This is a genomic window from Methyloferula stellata AR4, from assembly GCF_000385335.1.
Lineage (GTDB): Bacteria > Pseudomonadota > Alphaproteobacteria > Rhizobiales > Beijerinckiaceae > Methyloferula > Methyloferula stellata.
The window spans coordinates 850,918-874,520 of the sequence record NZ_ARWA01000001.1 but is presented as its reverse complement, the minus strand read 5'-3'; the positions used below and the strand labels follow the sequence as shown (position 1 = coordinate 874,520).

23 protein-coding genes are annotated in these 23,603 nt (G+C 59.9%); 5 read left to right on the top strand and 18 right to left on the bottom strand.

All coding sequences use genetic code 11. From position 1 onward, the window contains the following. Positions 1–40: 40 nt before the first annotated feature. A complete protein-coding gene (locus A3OQ_RS0104375) occupies positions 41–2,320 on the top strand; it encodes a TonB-dependent receptor (protein WP_020174142.1) in 2,280 nt (759 codons plus the stop codon). 77 nt (positions 2,321–2,397) lie between these two features. On the opposite strand, the gene A3OQ_RS0104370 is transcribed toward A3OQ_RS0104375, so the two are convergent. Then, positions 2,398–3,231: a universal stress protein gene (locus A3OQ_RS0104370; protein WP_026595483.1), complete on the bottom strand. Its 834-nt coding sequence runs from the start codon at positions 3,229–3,231 to the stop codon at positions 2,398–2,400. A gap of 122 nt (positions 3,232–3,353) precedes the next feature. Between A3OQ_RS0104370 and rlmN the strand changes: the two genes are divergently transcribed. After that, entirely contained in the window at positions 3,354–4,550 is a 1,197-nt protein-coding gene (gene rlmN, locus A3OQ_RS0104365; RefSeq protein WP_020174140.1) for a dual-specificity RNA methyltransferase RlmN, read from the top strand. Between the two features lie 149 nt (positions 4,551–4,699). Here rlmN and A3OQ_RS0104360 read toward each other — a convergent pair whose 3' ends face one another. Both A3OQ_RS0104360 and A3OQ_RS0104355 read right to left on the bottom strand, forming a co-directional pair. After that, the gene (locus A3OQ_RS0104360) at positions 4,700–5,203 is read right to left on the bottom strand and encodes a disulfide bond formation protein B (protein ID WP_020174139.1); all 504 of its coding nucleotides are present in this window, start codon (positions 5,201–5,203) and stop codon (positions 4,700–4,702) included. Positions 5,204–5,281: 78 nt separating this feature from the next. After that, positions 5,282–5,863, bottom strand: a complete 582-nt coding sequence (locus A3OQ_RS0104355; RefSeq protein WP_020174138.1) for a YqaA family protein — start codon at positions 5,861–5,863, stop codon at positions 5,282–5,284. A gap of 146 nt (positions 5,864–6,009) precedes the next feature. Here A3OQ_RS0104355 and A3OQ_RS0104350 point away from each other — a divergent pair, with 146 nt between their 5' ends. Continuing rightward, on the top strand, positions 6,010–6,669 hold the full coding sequence (locus A3OQ_RS0104350) for a hypothetical protein (RefSeq protein WP_020174136.1): 660 nt from the start codon (positions 6,010–6,012) through the stop codon (positions 6,667–6,669). Between the two features lie 224 nt (positions 6,670–6,893). Here A3OQ_RS0104350 and A3OQ_RS0104345 read toward each other — a convergent pair whose 3' ends face one another. The 9 genes from A3OQ_RS0104345 to A3OQ_RS0104305 all read right to left on the bottom strand — a co-directional run bounded on the left by A3OQ_RS0104345 (position 6,894) and on the right by A3OQ_RS0104305 (position 16,667). After that, positions 6,894–7,661 (bottom strand): HAD-IA family hydrolase, encoded by a 768-nt coding sequence (locus tag A3OQ_RS0104345; RefSeq protein WP_020174135.1) that lies wholly within the window; start codon positions 7,659–7,661, stop codon positions 6,894–6,896. Continuing rightward, a complete protein-coding gene (gene rpe / locus A3OQ_RS0104340; RefSeq protein ID WP_020174134.1) occupies positions 7,651–8,334 on the bottom strand; it encodes a ribulose-phosphate 3-epimerase in 684 nt (227 codons plus the stop codon). The genes A3OQ_RS0104345 and rpe overlap by 11 nt, the downstream gene beginning before the upstream one ends. A gap of 193 nt (positions 8,335–8,527) precedes the next feature. Beyond that, positions 8,528–9,448: a CbbX protein gene (gene cbbX, locus A3OQ_RS0104335; protein WP_020174133.1), complete on the bottom strand. Its 921-nt coding sequence runs from the start codon at positions 9,446–9,448 to the stop codon at positions 8,528–8,530. A 165-nt stretch (positions 9,449–9,613) separates the two neighbouring features. After that, entirely contained in the window at positions 9,614–10,039 is a 426-nt protein-coding gene (locus tag A3OQ_RS0104330) for a ribulose bisphosphate carboxylase small subunit (protein WP_020174132.1), read from the bottom strand. A gap of 11 nt (positions 10,040–10,050) precedes the next feature. Beyond that, complete coding sequence (locus A3OQ_RS0104325) at positions 10,051–11,520, bottom strand: form I ribulose bisphosphate carboxylase large subunit (protein WP_040580562.1); 1,470 nt, start codon at positions 11,518–11,520, stop codon at positions 10,051–10,053. A 21-nt stretch (positions 11,521–11,541) separates the two neighbouring features. Continuing rightward, a complete protein-coding gene (fba, locus tag A3OQ_RS0104320) occupies positions 11,542–12,639 on the bottom strand; it encodes a class II fructose-bisphosphate aldolase (protein ID WP_020174130.1) in 1,098 nt (365 codons plus the stop codon). Positions 12,640–12,704: 65 nt separating this feature from the next. Then, a complete protein-coding gene (gene tkt, locus A3OQ_RS0104315; RefSeq protein WP_020174129.1) occupies positions 12,705–14,708 on the bottom strand; it encodes a transketolase in 2,004 nt (667 codons plus the stop codon). An 11-nt stretch (positions 14,709–14,719) separates the two neighbouring features. Continuing rightward, on the bottom strand, positions 14,720–15,595 hold the full coding sequence (locus A3OQ_RS0104310) for a phosphoribulokinase (RefSeq protein WP_020174128.1): 876 nt from the start codon (positions 15,593–15,595) through the stop codon (positions 14,720–14,722). 16 nt (positions 15,596–15,611) lie between these two features. Then, positions 15,612–16,667: a class 1 fructose-bisphosphatase gene (locus A3OQ_RS0104305; RefSeq protein ID WP_020174127.1), complete on the bottom strand. Its 1,056-nt coding sequence runs from the start codon at positions 16,665–16,667 to the stop codon at positions 15,612–15,614. 135 nt (positions 16,668–16,802) lie between these two features. On the opposite strand from A3OQ_RS0104305, the gene A3OQ_RS0104300 reads away from it, so the two are divergent. Next, complete coding sequence (locus tag A3OQ_RS0104300) at positions 16,803–17,690, top strand: LysR family transcriptional regulator (protein WP_020174126.1); 888 nt, start codon at positions 16,803–16,805, stop codon at positions 17,688–17,690. Between the two features lie 48 nt (positions 17,691–17,738). On the opposite strand, the gene A3OQ_RS0104295 is transcribed toward A3OQ_RS0104300, so the two are convergent. The 4 genes from A3OQ_RS0104295 to A3OQ_RS0104280 form a co-directional block, all read right to left on the bottom strand. Then, the gene (locus A3OQ_RS0104295) at positions 17,739–18,173 is read right to left on the bottom strand and encodes a GlcG/HbpS family heme-binding protein (RefSeq protein ID WP_020174125.1); all 435 of its coding nucleotides are present in this window, start codon (positions 18,171–18,173) and stop codon (positions 17,739–17,741) included. 133 nt (positions 18,174–18,306) lie between these two features. Continuing rightward, complete coding sequence (locus A3OQ_RS0104290) at positions 18,307–19,320, bottom strand: adenosine deaminase (RefSeq protein ID WP_020174124.1); 1,014 nt, start codon at positions 19,318–19,320, stop codon at positions 18,307–18,309. Between the two features lie 107 nt (positions 19,321–19,427). Continuing rightward, positions 19,428–19,868: a nuclear transport factor 2 family protein gene (locus A3OQ_RS0104285; protein ID WP_020174123.1), complete on the bottom strand. Its 441-nt coding sequence runs from the start codon at positions 19,866–19,868 to the stop codon at positions 19,428–19,430. Between the two features lie 247 nt (positions 19,869–20,115). Continuing rightward, positions 20,116–21,009: a LysR substrate-binding domain-containing protein gene (locus A3OQ_RS0104280; RefSeq protein WP_020174122.1), complete on the bottom strand. Its 894-nt coding sequence runs from the start codon at positions 21,007–21,009 to the stop codon at positions 20,116–20,118. A gap of 111 nt (positions 21,010–21,120) precedes the next feature. Between A3OQ_RS0104280 and A3OQ_RS0104275 the strand changes: the two genes are divergently transcribed. Continuing rightward, positions 21,121–22,059, top strand: a complete 939-nt coding sequence (locus tag A3OQ_RS0104275) for a DMT family transporter (RefSeq protein WP_020174121.1) — start codon at positions 21,121–21,123, stop codon at positions 22,057–22,059. Positions 22,060–22,062: 3 nt separating this feature from the next. Here the strand turns inward: A3OQ_RS0104275 and A3OQ_RS0104270 are convergent, their stop codons facing one another. Both A3OQ_RS0104270 and A3OQ_RS0104265 read right to left on the bottom strand, forming a co-directional pair. Continuing rightward, complete coding sequence (locus A3OQ_RS0104270) at positions 22,063–22,413, bottom strand: hypothetical protein (RefSeq protein WP_051116078.1); 351 nt, start codon at positions 22,411–22,413, stop codon at positions 22,063–22,065. 264 nt (positions 22,414–22,677) lie between these two features. Then, positions 22,678–23,010, bottom strand: coding sequence for a DUF2794 domain-containing protein (locus A3OQ_RS0104265; RefSeq protein ID WP_051116077.1), 333 nt, complete (start codon positions 23,008–23,010; stop codon positions 22,678–22,680). Positions 23,011–23,603 lie beyond the last annotated feature (593 nt).

Here is a 23,603-nt window from a genome sequence, read left to right as displayed (position 1 = left end):
GCGGACTTCAAGGTCGGAATTCATTCGCTCCAAAGCCCGCGTGCCGGCGACGAGCGCCGCGGTTGGATTCTGTTCCTTGATGCTGGGCGAGGGTTTCGCGCATGCGCAACAAGCCGCGCCCGCTACGGAAACCATCACGCTCGAGCAGATCGATATTAATGGCGGCGAAGGCGGCGGCAGTCCTTATAATCCGCGCCAAAGCCAAATAACGCGCCTGCCGACACCGATCCTCGACACGCCGCAAACGATTACTGTCATTCCGCAACAGGTCATCCAAGATCAGCACACGTCGACATTGGTTGAAGCCCTGCACAATGTGCCGGGCATTTCCTTCCTCGGCGGCGAAGGCGGAACGCAAGGCGACAACATCAATATCCGCGGCTATTCAGCCCGCAACGATTTCTATCGCGACGGCATTCGCGATCCGGGCTGGTACACCCGCGACACCTTCTCTGTCGAAAGCGTCGAAGTCCTCAAAGGTCCGTCGTCGTTTCTGTTCGGCCGCGGCTCGACCGGCGGCGTCGTCAATATGACGAGCAAACTGGCGGAGTTTCGCGATTTCACGACCATTGAAACCTCAGGCTATACGTCGCCCGGCGTCCGTTCGACGGTGGACGTCAACCACACCTGGGGCGACGTCGCCGGCCGTGTCGTCTTCCTCGGCAATGCCACCGATGTTGCCGGCCGCGACTTCATCAGCACCAAGCGCGAGGGCGTCGCGCCGTCGTTGAAGATCAACATGTCACCCGACACGCGCGTGACGACAAGCTATATTTACCAGCATGATTACAATGTGCCTGACTATGGCATCCCGCTGCTGCCGGGCTCCTATTTCGGGACACCCTGGGGACAGCCTACTCCGGTTCCGCGCAACACATATTACGGGCAGCAGCATCCTGGCTTTGCCGATTATGAGGAGGTCAGTGTCCACATCGGCACGGTGAAATTCGAGCACGACTTCAACAAGGATTGGCAGATCACCAACGAAACCCGCTATTCCGACGTCGATCGTCACGTGCGCGTGCGCGGCACGCAGATCAACTATACGACAGGGACGTCAATCGCGACCAATATCTATAATGCGCCGACCGGCGGAGCACTCGTGCCCACGCCCCTCCCTGGCTCAAATCTCTATGGTCTCTACGTCAACAACGCCAACTTCTTCCAGAACCACACTCAGAATTCGCTGATCACCAACCAAAGCGACCTCGTCGGCCACTTCAATACGCTCGGGTTCCAGCATACGGCCAATGCCGGCCTCGAACTCGACCAGGAAACGCGCGATCAGTTCAGGACGACCATCGGCGCCACATCCGACCGCGTCAATGTCGGCGATCCGAATCCCTATACGATCTTGCCTGGGACGATTCCGGGCACCAGTTCCGATCAATATGATCTCGGAAGAACAGTCGGTATCTATGCCGGCGACCAAGTAAAGTTCAATAAATACTTCGAGATCATGGCCGGCCTGCGCTACGACGATTTGCGGGTCTGGCAGAACTATGGAAACGTGAACACCTGGACAGGCGGCTTTACAGGCCTCATCAATGCAGGAACGCCTTATAACGTCGTTAATAAGGTGCATTACGTGAGCTGGCGCACCGGCGCTATTTTCCACCCGGTGGAAAACAGCAGCATTTACTTCATGTATGGAACTTCGTTCGACCCAACGAGCGAATTCCTCACCATCAGCGGCGGCACGCAAAACAACGCGCCGACCACCAACGAAACCTATGAGGTCGGCGGCAAATATGACCTGAACGACGGCAGGCTCAGCCTCACCGGCGCTTTGTTCAAGATCACCCAGCAGAACGCGGTCGAAGCGATCGACCAGGCCAACGGCATTTACGCGCAGGTTGGAACGACCCGTGTCCAGGGCGGCGAATTGGGCATCGCCGGCAAAGTCACCGAGCAATGGAGCCTTTTCGGCGGCTATACTTATATGGACGGTCGCGTCATCGGCAGTGCAATCAACCCGGCGACCGGCGTCGCTGTTAGCCATCCGGGTAATAAGTTGCAGGACGTGCCGCGCGATACGATCACCATGTCGACGACCTATGCCATCTGGCCCAATTTCACGGTTGGGAGCAGCGTCTATTACACAAGCGATCGCTATACGAATACGACCAATAACGGGCGCGTGCCGGGCTATTGGCGCTGGGACACGATGGCGAGCTACAAGTTCACGCAGAATTTCTCGATGCAACTCAACATCCAGAACATGCTGGATACGAAGAACTTCGAGACACTGTCTGGATTTGGCGCGGCGCAGCCCGGAACCGGCCGGGCCGCGATCATCACGGCCAAATATACGTTCTGATCCGAGCAGTCGATCAGTGCGGCGGATGAAGGCAAGCCCTCGCCTTCATCCGCCGCTTTTTTTGAAAGCTCATCGCATCAATGCGCCATGAGGACCGGCAGATCGGCCTCGGCCAGGATCTCGCTCGTCACGCTGCCGAAGATCAGCTCCCGCAACCGGCTCTGCGTATAGCCGCCCTTGATGAGAAGATCGGCGCCGAGCATTTTCGCTTTTTCGAGGAGCGCGGCGCCGGGCGCTTTCGCCGTATCGCCCATCATCACGGTCCGCGCCGGTACGCCGTGACGCCGCAGGCTCCGCGTGAGATCGTCGGCAGTCGGACCTAACAGGCGCGAATGCGGGACATTGAAAACCGGCACGTCCCGCGCGCGAGTGAGAAGCGGCATGGCAAAGGCGACGCTGCGCGCCGTCTCGGAACTGCCGTTCCAGGCGATTGCGATGCAATCGCCGAGTGTCTGCGGCACAAGCGGCGGCACGATCAGGACCGGCCGGCCGCTTTCGAAAAGCGCCGATTCGAAGGTCTGCCGCCGCGGCGCATTCACGCTATTGTCCGGCTTTCCGACCGCGATCAGGTCGAAGACGCGGCCATATTCGCCGAGGCCCTTATCGGTTACGAGCACCGGCCCCATCCAGCCGAAGCTGCAGACGGCTCCCGGCTCGCCCTGCCGCCCCACGCCTTGCGCCTCCATGAAGGTTTCGAATTTCCGCCGCGCGTCGTCGAGAAGCTCACGGCGCGTCTTTTCATCGAAAATCATGCCGCTAAAGGAGAAATCCGACGCGGCGAGCTCGGTGAAATCCGGTCCCAGCGCGGCGCCTTCCATATAGGAGCCGAATTTACGCGCGAGCATCAAGGCGCAGCTCATGACCGCATCCATCGAGCTATGGTCTTCAACCGGGATCAGGATTGCTTTCATGCAGCACCTCGGCTGAAGCCATCATGCCTTAATTCGGTTCTTTGCAAAGGCCCTTTGGACGCGGCAGGGCCGTAACGCCCATTCGAATCTCGAAAACCCCGGGAAATATGATAGAGAGCGGCATGGACCTCATAGCCGCCCCCGCCCTTTCGACACTCGCTCCGCCGCTTCAGGCGGCGGGCGGACCGTCGCTCGTGGGCGCAACGCGGGCGGACCTCGCCGAGGCGCTGACCGGCATTGGCGTACCGGCGCGCGAAATCCGCATGCGCACCGCGCAGCTTTGGCATTGGATCTATTTCCGCGGCGCCACCTCGTTCGACGAGATGGCAAACGTCAGCAAGTATTTGCGGGCCAAGCTTGCCGAGCATTTCAGCCTGGCGCGGCCGGAAGTCGCCGCCGAGCAGATATCGGCCGACGGCACGCGCAAATGGCTCATTCGCTTTGCCCCGCGCGACGGCGAAGCCAAAGGCGCGGAAGTCGAATGCGTCTATATTCCGGAGAGCGACCGCGGCACGCTTTGCGTCTCGAGCCAGGTCGGCTGCACCTTGACCTGCAGCTTTTGCCATACAGGCACGCAACATCTCGTCCGAAACCTCACGACGCAGGAAATCGTCGCGCAAGCCGTCGTCGCACGCGACCGGATCGGCGATTTTCCCGGGCTTAAGGCACCCGAGAACGGGCTTTTGCCCGCCGAGGGTTCGCGCTTCGTGTCGAACATCGTTTTCATGGGCATGGGCGAGCCGCTTTATAATTTCGATCATGTGCGCGACGCGGTTTCAGTGCTTGCCGACGGCGAGGGTCTTTCTCTCTCCAAGCGCCGTATCACCGTCTCGACGGCGGGCGTCGTGCCGCAGATCGGACCACTTGGCAGCGAGGCAGGCGCGATGCTTGCCATCTCGCTGCATGCCGTGCGCGACGAGTTGCGCGACACGCTCGTTCCGCTCAACCGGAAATATCCGCTGAAAGTGCTGCTCGACGCCTGCAAAAACTATCCCGGCGCCTCGAACGCGCGGCGCATCACATTCGAATATGTGATGCTGAAAGGCATCAACGATTCGCCCGCCGAGGCGCGCGAATTGGTGCGGCTCTTGAAGGGCATTCCGGCCAAGATCAATCTGATCCCATTCAATCCCTGGCCCGGCGCGCCTTACGAATGTTCGGATTGGGAACGCATAGAGAAATTTTCCGACATCGTCTTCAACGCCGGCTATGCGAGCCCTGTGCGCACGCCGCGCGGCCGCGATATTCTGGCCGCTTGCGGCCAATTGAAGAGCGAGACGGAAAAGCTGCGCGCGCGGGCAAGATTGGCGTCGGATTAGGACGGACACTAACCCTCTCCCTGTGGGAGAGGGTGCCGCCGGAGGCGGCGGGTGAGGGGTTACGATCGCGCATTGAGGGAGTGTAACCCCTCATCCGGTCGGCTGCGCCAACCACCTTCTCCCTCAGGGAGAAGGAGCGTGCACCACCCTTAAACCTCTTCTCGCGCGCGCAGACCCATGATCGCCAGCGCCGTGAGCGCCGCCGAGATCACCGCGTTCCATCCCGCCAGCGACAGACCCAGGATGCGGATCGCGACCGCATCGCAGCGCACGACTTTGACCGTCTGCAATTGTTTCAAGAAATCGTCGACAGAGCCCGCTTGCGTCAGCGAGCCGGTGCAATCCGACGGCCCCTGCCAGAAGCCCCATTCGACGCCGGAATGATAGGCGCCGAAGAGAGCCGAGAATCCGAAGATCAGAGCGAGCCCGATGAAATCCGGCAAAAGCAGCGTCTCTTGCTTTCGGAACGCCGCGTAACTCGTGATCGCCGCGAGCGGGATGCCGATATAATAGGGAATGCGCTGCTTGAGACAGAGTTCGCACGGCGCATAACCGAATGCCTGAAAGATCCAGGCGCCCCCCAAGGTCGCGGCGGCGACGACGAGGATCAGAAGCGCGATCTGCAATTGGGTCAGGCGGAAAGAAGCAGGCATAGGCCGCTTTTTAAAGCATCTAGACTGAAGCCGTCGAACACTTTTTTGGGATCGGCCACAGGCGCACTCGTGACCGCGTCAGATGAAATGCGCCGCAAGGAAAAAGCCTGCGATGACGATGACGATAAAGCCGATCATCAAAAGCGCGAAATATTTCTCGAGCAGGCCTCTGATGTTATCGCCGAAACGGTTGAGCACCACCGCGGCGATGAAAAACCGCGTGCCGCGCGTGACAAGCGACAAGAAGATGAAAAGCGGCAGGCTATAGGCCAGAAGTCCGCTCGTGATTGTCACGATTTTATAGGGAATCGGCGTCAGGCCCTTAAACAGGATGAAGGCCCAGCCCCAATGCGCGTAAACCGCGCGCAGCTCCTCGACCCTTGCGCCATAGCCATAGAGATTGATCAGCCATTTCCCGACCGTCTCGAAGAGCAGCGCACCGATCGCATAGCCTAAAATACCGCCCGCTACCGAGGCGAGCGTACAGATCGAAGCATAGACCCACGCCTGCTTCGGCTTCGCGATCGTCATCATCGCAAGCAAAGGATCGGGCGGAATCGGGAAAAACGAGCTTTCGGCGAAAGCCACCGCGCCCAGCGCCCAAGGCGCATGCCGGCTTTCAGCGAGCGACAAGGTCCATTGATACAGCGATTTGAACATATCGTCCTTCAGGACTGCGCCAAAAAACGAATCACGCCAATGTGTTGCGAGACATGACCCTTATTCAATATGTCCGCAAGTTTTTGGACAAAGATGCTTTTCCTTTGAAAGGCGGGGCCTATCTGGCATAGGAGGGGGGCGGGACGATGAAGTTTTATGCGGTTTTTGCGATGGGATTTCTGTTTTCAGGCGCCGCGGCAGGCGAAAACGCACTATGGCACGACACTTTTTTGGCCAGGATCGAGGCGCTCGCGCTCATCGAGACCTTGAATGCCGATCTGCTCGCCGCGCGCAGCGCCACTTTGACGCTGGATCAATGGTGCGCCACGCATCACATGGCGAATGACGCGAAAATTCACGCCCAACGGGTGGAGGGGCCTGAAAAGCCGCTATCGCGCGAGCAGCGCGCGAGGCTGCGCCTCGGCGACGACGAGCCGGTCAAATATAGGCGCGTTGCTTTGGCCTGCGGCGATCATATTTTGTCGGAGGCCGACAATTGGTATGTGCCGGCACGCCTCACGCCGGAGATGAATCGTCTCTTGGAGACGACCGACACACCATTCGGCCGCGTCGTGCAGCCGCTCCAGCCGACGCGCGAAAACTTCTCATCCATCCTGTTGTGGCATCCGTTGGAACAGGGCTGGGAAACCGCGAGCCACAAGCCCGACCATCCGAATAAGCCCCTCGAGATTCCCGAACATTTATTCGAGCACCGCGCATTGCTCTACAATGTCGACCACGAGCCTTTCTCGGAAGTCGACGAGACTTATACGCGCGCGATCTTGGATTTCGTGGTGAAGGAGTGAAGCAGTCCAACGCTCCAAAATGATCGTCCCGAGAACTGCGTAACCTTCATACTCAATGGTTGGGTGCGACTCCTTCTCCCTCAGGGAGAAGGTGGCCCGCGAAGCGGGTCGGATGAGGGGCTACAATCTTGAGAACCTACAGAGATCGTAACCCCTCACCCGGTTTGCTCCGCAAACCACCCTCTCCCCCTGGGAGAGGGTTTAACGCGCTTTATTGTCCGGCCCTATTCCTTGCCGACAGCAATGGGCCTCGGCAGATCGTGCAAGCTCGCGACATCGACGTAGCCTCGCCCGATCCGCGCGCCGGATATGAATCGATAGGGCGCATCGGGCTCGCCGAGATCGCTCAAAACGGTCGTCGCCGCGCTGAAATCGTCATGGCTCGCATAAAAGCTCGGCGTCGCGATAACGGCGAGCCCCGCGCCGCGGGCCGACAATACGCCGTTTTCGGAATCCTCGACGGCAACGCAAACCGAAGGCGGAAGCCCGAGACGCTCGCAGGCATGACGATAAATATCGGGCGCGGGCTTTTTGCGCGGCACGACATCGCCGGCTGCGACGACCGAAAACAAGTGCCGCGCGTCGCTGCCGAAGAAAGCTTTGAGCAGAGCTTCGACATTGCAAAGTGTCGTTGTCGTCGCGACACCCAGGCGCAAACCTTTTTCATGCGCCTGCCGCACGAGCCTTTTGACGCCGGGCCTCGCCGAGACTTCGCCCTTCACGACGGATTTTGCGTAACGCTCCGTCTTATCGGCATGGAGCGCTGAAAGTTTTGCGAGCGCGGTCGCGCCGCCCGGCGGCGCATAGGCTTCGACATAGTGACGGATGCGCTCCTTGCCGCCAGCCACTTTCAGCAATATCCGGTAGAGATCCGCGTTCCAGTTCCAGTCGAGCGCGAAGGCTTGAAAGGTCTCGTTGAAGGCGCGGCGATGCCATTCCTCCGTCTCGGCCAAAGTGCCGTCGACGTCGAAGATGAGCGCCTCAGGCTGCATCGCGGTGGAGCACGGCTTCGGCCGCCGACCTTATGGCCGATATATTGCCTGCATATTTTTCCGGGCCGCCCGAAAAGACCGCCGATCCCGCGACCAGCGTATCGGCGCCGGCCGCGACCACCTGCGCCGCCGTCTGCGGATTAATGCCGCCATCGACCTCGATGCGGATCGGGCGCGCGCCGATCAGGCCCTTCACCTGCGCGACCTTTTCGATGGCCTGCGGGATGAAAGCCTGCCCGCCGAAGCCAGGATTGACCGACATGACCAGCACGAGATCGACGAGATCGAGCACATTCTCGATGGCGGAGACCGGCGTTGCCGGATTGAGCACGACGCCCGCCTTCTTGCCGAGCCCGCGCACCGTCTGCAAGGAGCGATGCAAATGCGGACCGGCCTCGACCTGGACGGAAATGAGATCGGCGCCCGCCGCCGCGAAATCGGCGAGGAAGAGATCGACGGGCGCGATCATCAGATGCACATCGAAGAACGCTTTGGTGTGCGGGCGAAGCGCCTTCACGACGCCTGGGCCGATCGTGATATTCGGCACGAAATGCCCGTCCATCACGTCGATATGAATCGAATCGGCACCGGCCTCGGTGATCGCGCGGACCTCTTCGCCGAGCTTGGCGAAATCGGCCGATAGGATCGAAGGTGCGATCATCAGCGCTGCCATTTTCTCCTTCTCCCCGTCGTCTCAGTTCATTACACGATCAGAAGACTGTCATTGCGCGCCAACGGGTCCGGCCAAGGCCGGCCCGATGACAGGCTCCGCGAAGCGATCCAGAGACAACTCGCTCAAGCGGTGGCATGGATTGCTTCGTCGCTCCACTCCTCGCAATGACGACCCCATTGATTGACGCTCGACCCTAGGACGCGTTGATTTGCACGGCCTTGAACACCCGGCTCGCCAAAATATCTGGCGCATCGATTGTCATCAGATCGTCGAGCGATACCGGGCCGCCCGTTTCGAAATGCCGGTTGGCGTGCCGGAGCCTTGCGCGGTCGAGCGCATTGCGGATCGACCGCGCATTGGAAAAATGCGGCAATTGCCGGCGAAGCGCAATATAGTCGCGAAAGGCTACCGCGCCCGCCGGACTGAACTTGTAATTTTGCGCCGCGAGCATGGTCGTCGCGATCGACATCAATTCCTCATCCGAATAATCGGGGAAATCGATGTGATGCGCGATGCGCGAGCGGAAGCCCGGATTGGAGCGGAAAAACTGCTCCATGCGGTCAGCATAGCCGGCGAGAATGACGACGAGATCCTCGCGCTGATTTTCCATCACCTGCAGCAGGATCTCGATCGCTTCCTGCCCATAGTCGCGCTCGTTTTCCTGGCGGTAGAGATAATAGGCCTCGTCGATGAACAAGACGCCGCCCATGGCCTTCTTCAAGATCTCTTTCGTCTTCGGCGCTGTATGGCCGATATATTGGCCGACGAGATCGTCTCTGGTCACCGAGACGAGATGGCCTTTGCGAATGTAGCCGAGCTTATGGAGAATCTCGGCCATGCGCGTCGCGACCGTCGTCTTGCCGGTGCCCGGATTGCCGGTGAAGCTCATATGCAGCGTCGGCGTTTCCGACGAGAGGCCGAGACGCTTGCGCACGCGATCGACGAGCAGCAGCGCGGCGATCTGGCGGATGCGCGTCTTGACAGGGACGAGGCCGACGAGCTCGCGATCAAGCTGATCGAGGACTTCGCCGACTTTGGTGTCATCGAGTTCACGGCGCAGGTCGATGCCGGTCGTCTCGATCACCTCCGGTGGAGAATCATCAACCTGGGTCATTCAAGCCTCGATTTCCAAAACCTCTGTAAGCGCCTCCTTCTCCCCTTGCGGGAGAAGGTGCCGAGCGAATGCGAGGCGGATGAGGGGTTGTTGCGACTTTTAACCCCTCACCCGGCTTGCTCCGCAAGCCACCCTCTCCCGCAAGGGGAGAGGGTTACGCGTACATCACCCCGAATAGCGTTCGCCTTCCGGCCGGTCAGCCGCATAGGGCTCGGTCGTATATTGAATGTTGCGGCCGGGGCCCTCGGTGCGGATCAGGCGGAAGCCCGGTTCATCCTTTGGACGATTGACGAGGAAGGAAAGCCGCACGCTTTCCCATCCATGCGACGAATCGAACCCCGAAATGCGGATATAATGCCTGTCCCCATGCGCCTTGCGGCAGGCATTGAGTTCGAGCATCACCGCCGCGGCATCCTTGATGTCGAACATCGGAAAGCCGAACATGTCCCAGAACGTATTTCGCGGATGCGCATCATCCGTATATTCGATGTTCACGGCCCAGCCCTTATCGATGCAATATTGCACCTGGGTCCGGATCTGGTCGTCGGTCAGATCCGGCAGGAACGAGAAGCAGCCTTGAGTTACACGCATAATGGTTGCTCCTATTCCGCTGCGGTCGCCGTCGGCACATAGTCCGGCGTATCGGTCGAGGCATAGTTAAAGGACACGTCTTTCCACGTATCGAGCGCCTGTTTCAAAGGCAGGCAATGTTTGGCGGCGTCTTCGAGGATCTGCGGCCCTTCGGCCATGGTGTCGCGGCCGGCGTTGCGCGCGAAGATCATGGCCTCAAGCGCCACGCGATTGGCAGTCGCACCCGCCGCGATCCCCATCGGATGACCGATGGTACCGCCGCCGAATTGCATCACGCAGTCCTCACCCAGAAGATCGAGAAGCTGATGCATCTGGCCGGCGTGAATGCCGCCGGACGCCACCGGCATCAGCTTGTTCAGCGACGCCCAATGCTGATCGAAGAACACGCCATGTTCGAGGCAGGTCGGGTTATAGTCCTCGCGGCAGATATCATAGTAGCCGCGCGTCGTATTGGGATCGCCTTCGAGCTTGCCGACGACCGTACCCGCATGAATGTGATCGACGCCTGCGAGGCGCATCCATTTGGCGATGACGCGGAACGACACGCCATGCGTCTTCTGCCGCGTATAGGTCGAATGGCCGGCACGATGCAGATGCAGAATCATGTCGTTGCGGCGCGCCCATTTGGCCATGGACTGGATTGCCGTATAGCCGATCACGAGATCGATCATGACGATGCAGGAGCCGAGCTCTTTGGCGAATTCGGCGCGCTCATACATGTCTTCCATGGTCGCCGCGGTGATGTTGAGATAGGTGCCCTTGATCTCGCCCGTCGCCGCCTGCGCCTTGTTCACCGCCTCCATGCAATAGAGGAAGCGCTCGCGCCAATGCATGAAGGGCTGCGAGTTGATGTTCTCGTCATCCTTGGTGAAGTCGAGGCCGCCCTTCAGCGCCTCATAGACGACGCGGCCATAGTTGCGGCCTGAAAGACCGAGCTTCGGTTTCACCGTCGCGCCAAGCAGAGGCCGGCCGAATTTATCGAGCCGCTCGCGCTCGACGACAATGCCGGTCGCCGGACCCTGGAATGTTTTCACATAGGCAACCGGCAGGCGCATGTCTTCGAGCCGCAGCGCCTTCAGGGGCTTGAAGCCGAAGACATTGCCGATGATGGAGGCCGAAAGATTGGCGATCGAGCCCGGCTCGAAGAGGTCGAGATCATAGGCTATGAAAGCGAAATAGGAGCCGGGCGCATTCGGCACCGGATCGACACGAAAACATTTCGCGCGATATTTTTCGCACGCCGTCAGGCGATCGGTCCAGACGACCGTCCAGGTCGCGGTCGAAGATTCGCCCGCGACGGCGGCTGAGGCTTCGATCGGATCGACGCCGTCCTGAGGAGTGACGCGGAAGACAGCGATGAGGTCCGTGTCTTTCGGCTCGTAATCGGGCTCCCAATAGCCCATCGAGCGGTATTCCATGACGCCAGCGGAATAGCGGCTCCGCTTTCCGGCGTCGCCACTCACGTCCTTGACACTACCCATGGCATCCATCTCCTTCGGTATTTATTCCGCGGCGCTGCGCGCCTCGGTACGGCCCGTCTCGACGACGGGATCGAGCGCGCCACTCGCATAACGCTTGGCCATGGCCGACATCGGCAGGACCTTGATCTTCGAGGCATTGCCCGCCGTGCCGAACTGCTCGAAGCGCTGCTTGCAAAGCGCCCGCATGGCGTCCATCGCGGGTTTCAGGAATTTGCGCGGATCGAACTCGCTGCGGTTTTCCTTGGCGATGCGGCGGAATTCGCCGGTCATCGCGAGGCGGCAATCCGTATCGATATTGACCTTGCGCACGCCGTACTTGATGCCGCGTACGATCTCTTCCACCGGCACGCCGAAGGTCTGGCGCATATCGCCGCCCGCCGCGTTGAACGCGTCCTGCAGCTCTTGCGGCACGGACGAGGAGCCGTGCATGACGAGATGCGTATTCGGCAGCTTGGAATGGATCGCCTCGACGACCTTCATCGAGAGAATGTCGCCATCCGGCTTGCGGGTGAATTTATAGGCGCCATGCGACGTGCCCATCGCGATCGCCAGCGCATCGACTTTGGTCTTCGTGACGAAATCGACGGCCTGATCGGGATCGGTCAGCAATTGATCGAGCGAAAGCTTGCCTTCGGCGCCATGGCCGTCTTCCTGCTCGCCCGAGCCATGTTCGAGCGAACCCAGAACGCCGAGCTCGCCTTCGACAGAGGCGCCGACCATATGCGCGAATTCGGAGACGCGCCGGGTGATGTCGACATTGTATTGATAGGTCGCGGGCGTCTTGGCGTCGGCTTCAAGCGAACCGTCCATCATCACCGAGGTGAAACCATGTTGAATCGCCGTGAGGCAGGTCGCTTCGCTATTGCCGTGATCCTGATGCACGCAGATCGGGATGTCCGGATACATCTCGACCAGGGCTTCCATCATTTTCGACAGCATGATGTCGTTGGCATAGGCGCGCGCGCCGCGGCTTGCCTGGATGATGACCGGCGCATCGACGGAAGCAGCGGCTTCGACGATCGCCAAGCCCTGCTCCATATTGTTGATGTTGAACGAGGGAACGCCGTAATCATGCTCGGCCGCGTGGTCGAGAAGCTGACGCAAAGTGATGCGTGCCATGATGTTTCTCCGTCTTATTCGATGCTGGAAGGCTGATATCCGCTTTCCAACCCTATTGTTAAAACCTAGGCATGACGGCCGAGGCAGGATTTCGCGTCGGCTATGACGGCATCCACAGTAATCCCGAAATGCTTGTAGAGATCGGCCGCCGGCGCACTCGCGCCGAAAGAATGCATGCCGACAAAAGGATCTTCGGGCCGCAGGATAAGGTCCCAGCTCTGCCGGATCGCCGCCTCTATGCCGATGCGCGGCGCCGTGCCGAGGATGGTTGCGCGGTAATCGGCTGGCTGCTGCGCGAACAATTCGAAGCATGGCACGGACACGACCGCCGCCTCTATGCCTTCGCCTGCGAGCCTGTCGGCCGCCTGCATCGCAAGACCCACTTCGGAACCCGTCGCGATCAGCGTGATGTCGCGCGGCTTCGCGGTCTCGCGCAGCAGATAGCCGCCTTTGGCGGAAAGATTCTCTTTCGTATGCGTCTTGCGCGAGATCGGCAGGTTTTGCCGCGATAGCGCCAGAGCCGAAGGCCCGGTTCTGTGCTGCAAGGCCAATTCCCAGACTTCCGCCGTCTCGACCGCATCGCCCGGCCGGAACACGAGAAGATTGGGGATCGCGCGCAAGGCCGCGAGATGTTCGACCGGCTGATGCGTCGGGCCGTCCTCGCCGAGTCCGATCGAATCATGCGTCAGCACATAGACGGCGCGCACGCCCATCAAAGCCGCGAGGCGGATCGCCGGACGGGCATAATCGGCGAAAACGAGAAAGGTGCCGCCATAGGGGATGAAGCCGCCATGCAGCGCGAGACCGTTCATCGCGGCCGCCATGCCGAATTCGCGGATGCCGTAATGAATATAGGTGCCGCCGTAATCCTGCGCGGTCACGCTTACCGTGCCCGCGGCATGGGTCAAGTTCGAATGCGTGAGATCGGCCGAACCGCCGATGAGATTGGGCTGCACCTTGGCGAGCTGATCGAGAATCTTTTGCGACGACGAGCGGCTTGCCTGCGCCGCGCCGCCCTCAGACGCAGCCTTCTTGAAAGCTTCGATCGCGTCTGCGACGGCGGGCAGAAGATTGCCGGAGAGATCGGCGCTATAGCGTTCAGCGACATCTTTCGGCAGAGCCGCGTGGCGCTTGTCCCAAGCCTCGCGTGCCGCAACGTTGCGGTGCCCGGCCTCGGCCCAGGCCGCAGCGATATGCTCCGGAATTTCGAAAGCCGGCGCCGTCCAGCCGAGCGCCTTTTTGGCACCCGCCAATTCCTCAGCACCCAATGCGGCGCCATGAACGCCCGCCGTGCCGGCCTTGGTCGGCGCACCGAAACCGATCGTCGTCTTGCAGGCGATCATCACCGGCCTGTCGGATTTCTGTGCCGCCTCGATAGCCTTGGCGATGGCTTCGGGATCATGCCCGTCTATATGCGAAGCCGCCCATCCCGCCGCCTCGAAACGCTTGACCTGATCGACCGAGTCGGCGAGCTCCACCTTGCCGTCGATCGTGATCCCATTATCGTCCCAGAAGAGGATGAGCTTATTCAGCTTGAGATGGCCCGCGAGCGCGATGGCCTCTTGGCTGACGCCTTCCATCAGACAGCCGTCGCCCGCCATCACATAAGTATAGTGATCGCAGATATCGCCGAAGCGTGCGGCCAACATGCGTTCGGCGAGCGCCATGCCGACGGACGTGGCCACTCCTTGACCGAGCGGGCCCGTCGTCGTCTCGACGCCGACGGTGTGGCCATATTCGGGATGGCCCGGCGTCTTAGAGCCGAGCTGGCGGAAATTCTTAATGTCCTCGATCGTGAGCCCATAGCCGGTCAGATAGAGAACCGAATAGAGCAGCATCGAGCCGTGACCGGCCGAGAGCACGAAGCGGTCGCGGTCCGGCCATTGCGGCGCGGTCGGATCGAACTTCAAAAAGCGCGTGAAGAGCACCGTCGCGACATCGGCCATGCCCATCGGCATGCCGGGATGGCCGGAATTGGCTTTCTCAACAGCATCCATCGCCAACGCGCGAATGGCGTTCGCCATCTCGTCATGCGTCGCGGGGCTCGTGATTTTCGGCACCATATTCATGTGCGCACTCCTCAGCTTAGCCGTCGGCTCCGTTCAACCATTTGCAGGATGAACGGGGTGAGAATCAGTTGCATTGCAAGATCGAGCTTGCCGCCCGGAACGACGATCGAATTGGCGCGCGACATGAAACTGTCGTGAAGCATCGACCGGAGATACGAGAAATCGATGCCGCGCGGCGTGCGAAACCTGATGATCACCATGGATTCATCAGGCGTCGGAATCCATTTGGCCGTAAACGGATTTGACGTGTCGACAGTCGGCACACGCTGGAAGTTGATATCGGTCTCGGTGAATTGCGGGCAGATGTAATGCACATAATCCGGCATACGGCGCAGAATTGTGTCCATCACGTCTTCCGTGGAATAGCCGCGCGCATCCTTGTCGCGATGGATCTTTTGAATCCATTCGAGGTTGAGGACCGGAACGACACCGATCTTCAAATCCGGATATTGCGCGATATTGATGTTGTCGGTCACGATGGCACCATGCAGGCCCTCGTAGAAGAGGAGATCGGTCTTCTCCGGCAGCGGCTCCCAGGGCGTGAAGGTGCCGGGCGCCGCTGAGAAAAGCTCAGCTTCATCCAGGTCGTGCACATAGTGCCTGGTCTTGGCTTGGCCGCTTTCCGCATAATTGCGGAAGACGCCTTCAAGTTCCTCCAGCAGATTGGCGTTTGGGCCGAAATGGCTGAAGTGACGGTTTCCCTGCGCCTCTTCCTCCGCCATGACCTTTTTCATGGCGCCGCGGTCAAACCGGTGAAACGCGTCGCCCTCGATGAAAGCGGCGGCCACTTTCTCGCGCCGCAGAATCTGCTCGAACGTCCGCTTGACGGAGGTCGTGCCTGCGCCCGATGAACCCGTAACCGATATGATCGGATGTCTGGCTGACATTAGGACCCTTTTTCGTTCAACCGCGCATCAGGCCGCGCTGCGCAAAGAGTGGCGCGCGTTCGGGAGAAAAGTGCGGATCGGCATAGAACCGCGAAACGAGATCGACGAGCCAAACCGAGCCGAAGATCAGTGGCGAGCGAACATGGATGCTGGCCGGCAGAATATCGAGAATCCGGCGATGCCCGTCGGTTGCAGCGCCACCCGCGTTCTCGGCGACGAGTGCCATCGGATTGGCCTCATAGCAAAGGCGCAAGCGGCCGTCGGCATAGCCTTCGCGATGATCGCCCGGATAAAGGAACAGGCCGCCGCGCAAGAGGATGCGATAGGCTTCGGCCACCAGCGACGCGATCCAGCGCATATTGTAATTGCGACCGAAAGGACCATCGGCGCCCTTCACGCAATCGTCGATGAAAATCTTCACCGACGGGTCCCAATGCCGGTAATTCGAGGCATTGATCGCATATTCGGTCGCGTCCTCCTTGATCTGCACATCGGCCGAAGTGCGGATGAATGCGCCGACGCGACGGTCGAAAGTGAAGATCTGGGTTTTTCCGGCAATCGCCAGAACGAGCGAGGTTTGCGGACCGTAGACCGCGAAGCCCGCCGCAAGCTGCACGCGGCCCGGCTGAAGGAAATGCGCTGTCGGTTCGCCGGCGCCGGGCAGCACCGGCAGGATCGAAAAAATCGTCCCGATCGAGACATTCGCATCGATGTTGGACGAACCGTCGAGCGGATCGATCGCCACCACGATGGGCGCCCCCTCATTCAGAACCAAGGGCTCGTTCAATTCCTCCGACACCACGACGGCGACAGGCGCGCGGCGCAAGGCCGCGATGAATTTCTCGTCGGCGATGAGGTCCAATTGCTTTTGGACGTCGCCGTCCGTGTTCTTGTGATCCGTTGCCGCGCCTATGCTTCCATAGAGCCGGCCGAGCGCGATCAGCTCCGCCATTTCGGCCGCCGCGGCGCCAATTTCGGCAATCGCGGCGCAAGCAGCCGTAAGGCCCTTGTCCCGGTCGGTGATTTGGCTAAGAAAGGACTGTAATTCAACGGCTTGAGTTGAGGACGTCATTTCCACCCTGACCATTTGGCTTTACCGCCAAGACCATCTCGGCGTTCGTTGGGGAAAAGGAAAGTGAAATATATTGAGATATTGCTCAAGAAAATTTAGCTTCAACGGATGCGGCGGCTGACACTCAAACAATTAATGACCATCCGAGCGGTGGCCCAGGCGGGCACCATCGCCATGGCAGCAGAAACGCTGAATGTCACCGCGGCTGCCTTGACCTCGCGCATAAAGCATCTCGAAGAGGATGCCCAGACCCTCCTGTTCGACCGGATCGGCGGCCGATTGCGCCTGACCGATGCCGGCCAGGAAGTGGTCAATGCCGCGACGCGCATCAATCTCGTCCTGAACGACCTCGATAATACGCTCACCGCGATCCGCGACAAGAAGGCCGGACGGGTGACGGTCGGCGTCGTCTCCACGGCGAAATATTTCGCGCCGCGCCTGATCGCCGCGTTTTCAAAGCAGAATCCCCGCATCGAAGTCTCGATCTCGGTCGGCAATAGAGCGGAAATCATCGAATCGCTCCGCGATTATTCGATCGACCTTGCCATGATGGGTCGGCCGCTGCTCGATTTCGAGGTGTCGTCCGAATATTTCGGCCAGCATCCGCAAGTGGTGATCGCGGCGCCCGACCATCCACTGGCGGCGCGGAAAGCGATCGACAAGGCGGAACTCTCAAGCGAAAGCTTCATCGTGCGGGAGCCCGGCTCGGGCACGCGCGGCATCTTCGATTATTTTTTGGGCGGAATCGTCGTGCGTCAGCCGCGCATCGGCATCGAAATCGGCTCGAACGAGACGATCAAACAGGCCGTCATGGCGGGTCTGGGTCTGGCGCTGATCTCCGCCCATACGATCGAGGCGGAAGTGGCGGCGGGGCGGCTCGTGGTCTTGGACGTGGTCGGCCTGCCCATCATGCGCGAATGGTTCGTCGTCCATCGCGCCGATCACATTCTGAGCCCGATCGGCCAGGCGATGTGGGATTTCATCGTGCAGGAAGGCAAGAGCTTCCTGCCGAAGGTGGTGTGACGGGAATGCCCGGCGCTAGGCCGGGCATGATGCGTCGTAGGGCGTCTATTACGTCCGCCAGGGATGCGCGGGGATGTCGCTGACGCCGACGACGGCAAGACCGGCGGATGCGACCGCATGGTCGTTTTCGACCGTCGAACCGCTGACGCCGATGGCGCCTTCCATCACGCCGTCCTTATCGACGATCGGCAGACCGCCCGGAAAGGTGATGAGCCCTTCGTTCGAATGTTCAATGCCGAAGAGCGGCTTGCCGGGCTGGGACAATTTGCCGATCTCACCCGTCGGCATGCCGAAGAAGAGCGCCGTCTTCGCCTTCTTGATCGAGACGTCGATCGAGCCGACCCAGGCATCGTCCATGCGGTAGAAGGCTTTCAGATTACCGCCGGAATCGACGACCGCGATACACATCTGGGTGCCAAGTTCGATGGCCTTCTTGCGCGCCGCTTCGATCGCCCGTTCCGCGTTTTCAATTGTGACATGCATGTTTGCGTTCTTTCATGTGAAGACACTGCAATTAAGAGACCTTCCGAAGAAGCTTCTCCTTGACGATTATGTAGGGAGTAAAACGGCTAGGACCAGGGGTGGGGCAGCGGCGCGACATCGCGTCGGGCCGCTCTCAATGCGCCGTGGCATAAAGGTCGAGCCGGTCGCGCAAGACCTTCTTTTCGGCGTCATCGATGAAGCTGGCATCGATGCCGTTTCGGGCCAGCGTGACGAGATGGTGCGGTTCGAGCCCAAGCGCCGCCGTCACCGCCTTGTAATTCTCGTTCACATAGCCGCCGAAATAGGCCGGGTCGTCGGAATTGACCCCGGCCTTGAGGCCAAGATCGAGCATTCTCCTTAAAGGGTGCTCGCGCATGTCCTTGACCCCGCAGAGCTTCAAATTGCTCAGCGGGCAAACCGTGAGGCCCATGCCCGAGGCCACCAGTCTCTCGACCAGCTTCGGGTCCTCCAGAGACCGGTTGCCGTGATCGAGGCGCTCGATCTTCAAGAGATCGAGCGCCTCCCAGACATAGTCCGGCGGCCCTTCTTCCCCAGCATGAGCGACAACCCTGAACTCTGCATCCCGCGCGGCGGCGAAGACCCTCTCGAATTTCGAGGGCGGATGGCCGAGTTCGCTGCTGTCGAGCCCGACGCCCAGGATGTGCGCCTTATAGGGCAGCGCCTGATTCAGCGTTTTGAACGCATCGGCCTCGTCGAGATGCCGCAAAAAACACATGATGAGGCCCGAGCTGATGCCGAGCTTTTCCCGGCCATCGGCCAGTGCCTGAGTAATCCCGTTCAAGGGCGTCTCGAAAGCCAGGCCGCGCGACGTATGGCCTTGCGGATCGAAGAAAATCTCCGAGTGCATCACGTTTTGCGCATGGGCTTTTTCAAGATAGGCGAAGGTGAGATCGTAGAAATCGCGCTCCGACCTCAAAACGTTCATGCCCTGATAATAGATGTCGAGAAAATCCTGAAGATTCCCGAAATTATAGGCGCGTTGGATGTCATCGACCGATTGAAACGGCAGCTTGAGATTCTGTTCCACCGCCTTGTCCCAGAGCATCTGGGGCTCCAGCGTGCCTTCGATGTGGACGTGCAGCTCGACCTTCGGAAGACCGTCTATGAACGCATCGTGCGGTGTCATGGAGAGCCTCCAAAGATCGCATAAAGATGTCCGAAAATGCGATCGAATCCAGCCCTCGAATTTTAAGTCCGGTACCTTGCCGCGGCAAGCCTGCGCGGACTGTATCTTCAGCCGACTTGCCTACGCGCCGTCAATGCGTTCCAGGCCGCAAGAGAGTCCATATAGTCTCGCCAGTGCGCGATTTTCCGGTTTTCAATCTTGATGATTGAGCAGAACCGATTGTTATACTTCACGCCCGTCGCGAGGATGGTCCCATTGACTTCATATTCGATGACGACGACACCGCCGTCGTCGGTCTTGTGGGTAATCAACTTATCGGCGGATTGAAGCTCGATATTGTCGCAATAGCCCTTGAACTGCGCCATCAGGACGGCCCGCCCCTGGATAACGCGAGGCCAACCGGGAACGTCGTAGAGGACCTCGTAGACGACGTCGTCGGTGACGATGTCGAAGAAATGTTCGCCATCAACGAAGTCGCCTAGCGCGCCTCGAACCAGATCGAAGTAAGGGGCAGCCGGCGCGTAGGCGGCGTATTTCGGGCTCGGCATTCTGGCTCTCCATGCGCCTTGCAATGTTGCTCGCTAGAGCATGATCCCAAAAAGTTGCAGACTTTTTGGAAAAGATCATGCGTTTAGACAAATGCTTAGAGCGTGACCGTGATTCAATTTGAAGCGATCACGCTCTAAAGGCGCGCTCCATATAAATTGAAAGCCTGCCTCGAAGAAGAAGGCACTTTGACGTCAGTCGCCAACGCCGAAGCAAGTTCTGAAAGCTGCACCTCGCCGTGGACTTTGCTCAGGCTGAAACGCGCGATCCCGCTTCATCCCCCGCCGGTTCGGCCTGCACCGAACCGCAGAATTCGGCGAGGCTATCGGCGAGCCGCAACGCAGCCGTATTGGCGCCCGGCGCCGCGACAAGCGCCACCTCGGTCTTGTCGATCGGCGCGAACCCATCCTTTGCCGTCAGCACACGATGGTCGGGCTGAATGGCCATATCGGACAGGATGCTGAGGCCCAATCCGGCCGCGACCGCGGCCTGGATGCCCGTCAGATTCGAGCTCGAATAGGCCATATGCCAAGCGCGTCCGGCGGATTCCATCGCATGAATCGCCCGCGCGCGATAAATGCAGCCGGTCGAAAATCCAATAAGCGGAATGGAGGTGGCCGAGAGATCGACCGGATGGGATTTGCTCGTCACCCAATAGACGCGTTCCGGCCAAACGGCGAGGCCGCCCTTTTCGCCAGCATCGCGTTTCAGCAAGGCGAGGTCCAAGTCGCCGCGTTCGAGATCGCGCCGGAGATAGAGGCTCTGATCGGCGCGCACGTCGAGCCGCAGGCCCGGCCGCGAGCGGGCGCAGCTTGCCAGCAATTGCGTGAGCCTATAGGCAGCGAAATCCTCCGGTATGCCGAGCCGCACCGCACCGTCCTGAACAGGCCGGGTCAGCACATCGCGCGCCTCATCGACGAGGGACAGAATCCGCCGCGCATAAGAGAGCAGACGTTCGCCATCTTCCGTCGGCGTGACTTGCTTGCCGATCCGATGGAACAGGGGACGCCTCAAATCCTCTTCGAGCCGTTTGATCTGCTGGCTGACCGTGGATTGAGTCCGATGCACGCGCTCGCCGGCCCGGGTGAAGCCGCCGGCATCCACCACCGAGACGAAGCTGCGCAGGAGGTCGAGATCAAACATGCCAATTCATTCATTTTATAACTGATAATGATTTTATCATTTAATTTTCAAATGAAAAGGGGCTGCGCCAAATAGAGGGCCAGAGGAGAGGCCCCCATGCCCGAAACCCCCATGTCCCTTGCGCCAGCCGAACGCGTGTCCCGCGGCACATTCAACCTGTTGCCGGTCTATATCGGCACCTTTTGCGTGCTGTGGAGCTTTGCCTTCGTGGCCGGCAAGGTGGGCGTTATGGATTGCCCGCCGCTTCTGCTGCTCGCCGGGCGGTTCCTGACGGCCGGACTTCTCATCCTCGGGTTCACGGCTGTGCGCGGTGAGGCTTGGTCATTGTCATGGCGCGATATCGGCGTGTTCGCGATCCTTGGCCTCGCCAATAACGCCCTCTATCTCGGCTTTGCCTATATCGGGCTTCAATCCGTGTCGGCAGGTCTCGGCGGTTTGATCGTCAGCGCCAATCCGGTCTTCACCGCGCTCTTGGCAGCGCTATTCCTCGGCGAAGCGCTGACGTGGCGCAAGCTTGCCGGCCTTTTTCTCGGCGTGGTCGGCGTTGCTTTCATCGTCGCCCACCGTCTTTCGGCGGGCACCGATAGTCTGCACGGCATTTTGTTCACGCTCGTCTCGCTGGCCTCGATCGTAACCGGGACGATTTTGTTCAAACGTCTCGCGCCGAAGGGCAATTTATGGATCGGCAACGGCATTCAAAATCTGGCGGCCGGCATCCTGCTCGCGCCCGTCGCACTGAGCGTGTCGAGCCTTGGCGACATCGTGCCGAGCGCACGGCTCATCGGCGCCTTCGCCTTCCTCGTGCTGGGCGGATCGATATTGGCATTTCTCTTATGGTTCCATCTTCTCAGGGTGTGCGGAGCGACGGCTGCGAGTTCGTTTCACTTTTTGATGCCGCCGCTGGCAATGCTGTTTGCGTGGCTCGTCCTCGGGGAGCAGGTCGTCGCCCAAGATTTTCTCGGCATTCTGCCGGTCGTCCTGGGCATCTATCTGGTAACCCGGCCGGGCAGCAAAACGAACCCGCCGCAGCAAACCGAGGCCAGGATCTAGCCTCTACCAGGCCGGGCCGCCCATCTTGTGGCGCAGATGCACGTAGTCATAGAGATCGCTCAGCATGAAATGCCGGATCTCCGGGTCGCGCACATGCACGACGGTCGCCTCGTCGCCCGCGAGATAGCGCTGCGCGGTGGCGCGGAATTCCTGCGGCATCGAGAGATTGAAATTGGACGGCTGAACCAGAAGCCTGCAGATCTGGTCGAACAGCAGCCGGTAGCGATCGTCTTCCGGCTCCGTATAGACCGGCCCGAAGTCCTTTTTATACTGCCCGAAAAGGTCGAGATAATCCTGCGCGTCGGGCTTATCCACTTTGCTGCCATCCCAGAAGGTCCAATAACTGTCGTTCATGGCATTCAATGATCCGGCCAGAGCAGTTAAGTCCATTAAGCAGACAAGGCGCTTGGTTGAAAAGGCTTCGATGACGCCAACCACACGGTCATTGCGAGCCATAGGGCGTTGCATCGCTGGCGATCTATCGCAACAGCGAGATCGCAGTGCGACGCCCATTGCAGGCAACGGGCTATGTCGAAGCAATCCAGAGGCCAGGGTTGGGAGCCGTGATTCTGGATTGCTTCGCGGCGCTCGCAATGACGGCCAAACGTGTGGCCTGCTCTAACCCGAAACGAGCGTGAGCTTCTTGTCGAGCACGCGGATGACGTTTTTCAGCTCATGCCCGCGCTTCAAGACGACGCCCGACGCCGCGACGACGGAAAAGGCGCCTTGCTTGCGCGCCAGACGCGGGTTTTTGAAGATGCGGTAGAGCGGATATTCGCAGGCGCGGCGGAAGATCGAGAAGACCGCCTCCTGCGCGTTAAAATCGATGGCGTAATCGCGCCATTCGCCTTCCGCGACCTTGCGGCCATAGAGATTGAGGATCTCGCGCAGCTCTAGGCGGTCGAAAGAGACGATTTCGGGGGCGGGTTTCTGGCGGGCCGCCGCCTGCATGGAATAAATTCCCCGCTCGGCGCGACCCGCGGCCCGATTATCCTCATCCAACTCCAAATCGCTCATGCGCCCGCCATCCGCTGGAACCCAGCCTTGATGATCGCGCGAAGCGGGCCCCGCGGCAAGCTTTCAGTAACGGTTTTACGACGGCCTAGCATGATCCCGAAACAAACTCTTAAAGCGCGGCCGGAGCCCTTCCGATGCCGGAATTCCAATAACGACAACGTGATATTTGCCGCTAAAACGGGCGGCTTTTACAAATAGCTCCGCGAGCTCAATCCCTTGCCCGTGCCCGAGCCATCGCCATACCGGCTAAGGCACGGGCAAATCATAGTTTTGCCGTTTTGCAGCCCAGCGCCTGCCGCAGAGAAAGTCGAACCTGCAAATGTCAACGCGCGGCTCGGTAGATGCGCCCCGGATTCGTCAGCCCCCCAGCCCCCCGGGACCTTTGATTCGAGCGAGTAAAGTTTAGACGCGATGGCATAGGAGCCGGTTCGAAGCATCGCTTCGGCCGGCTCTTCTCGTTTCGGCCGCCGTTTTCCGTGGGCGATTCCCGACTCCTTGGCGAGCCTTCTTGAATCTTTCGCTGAGTG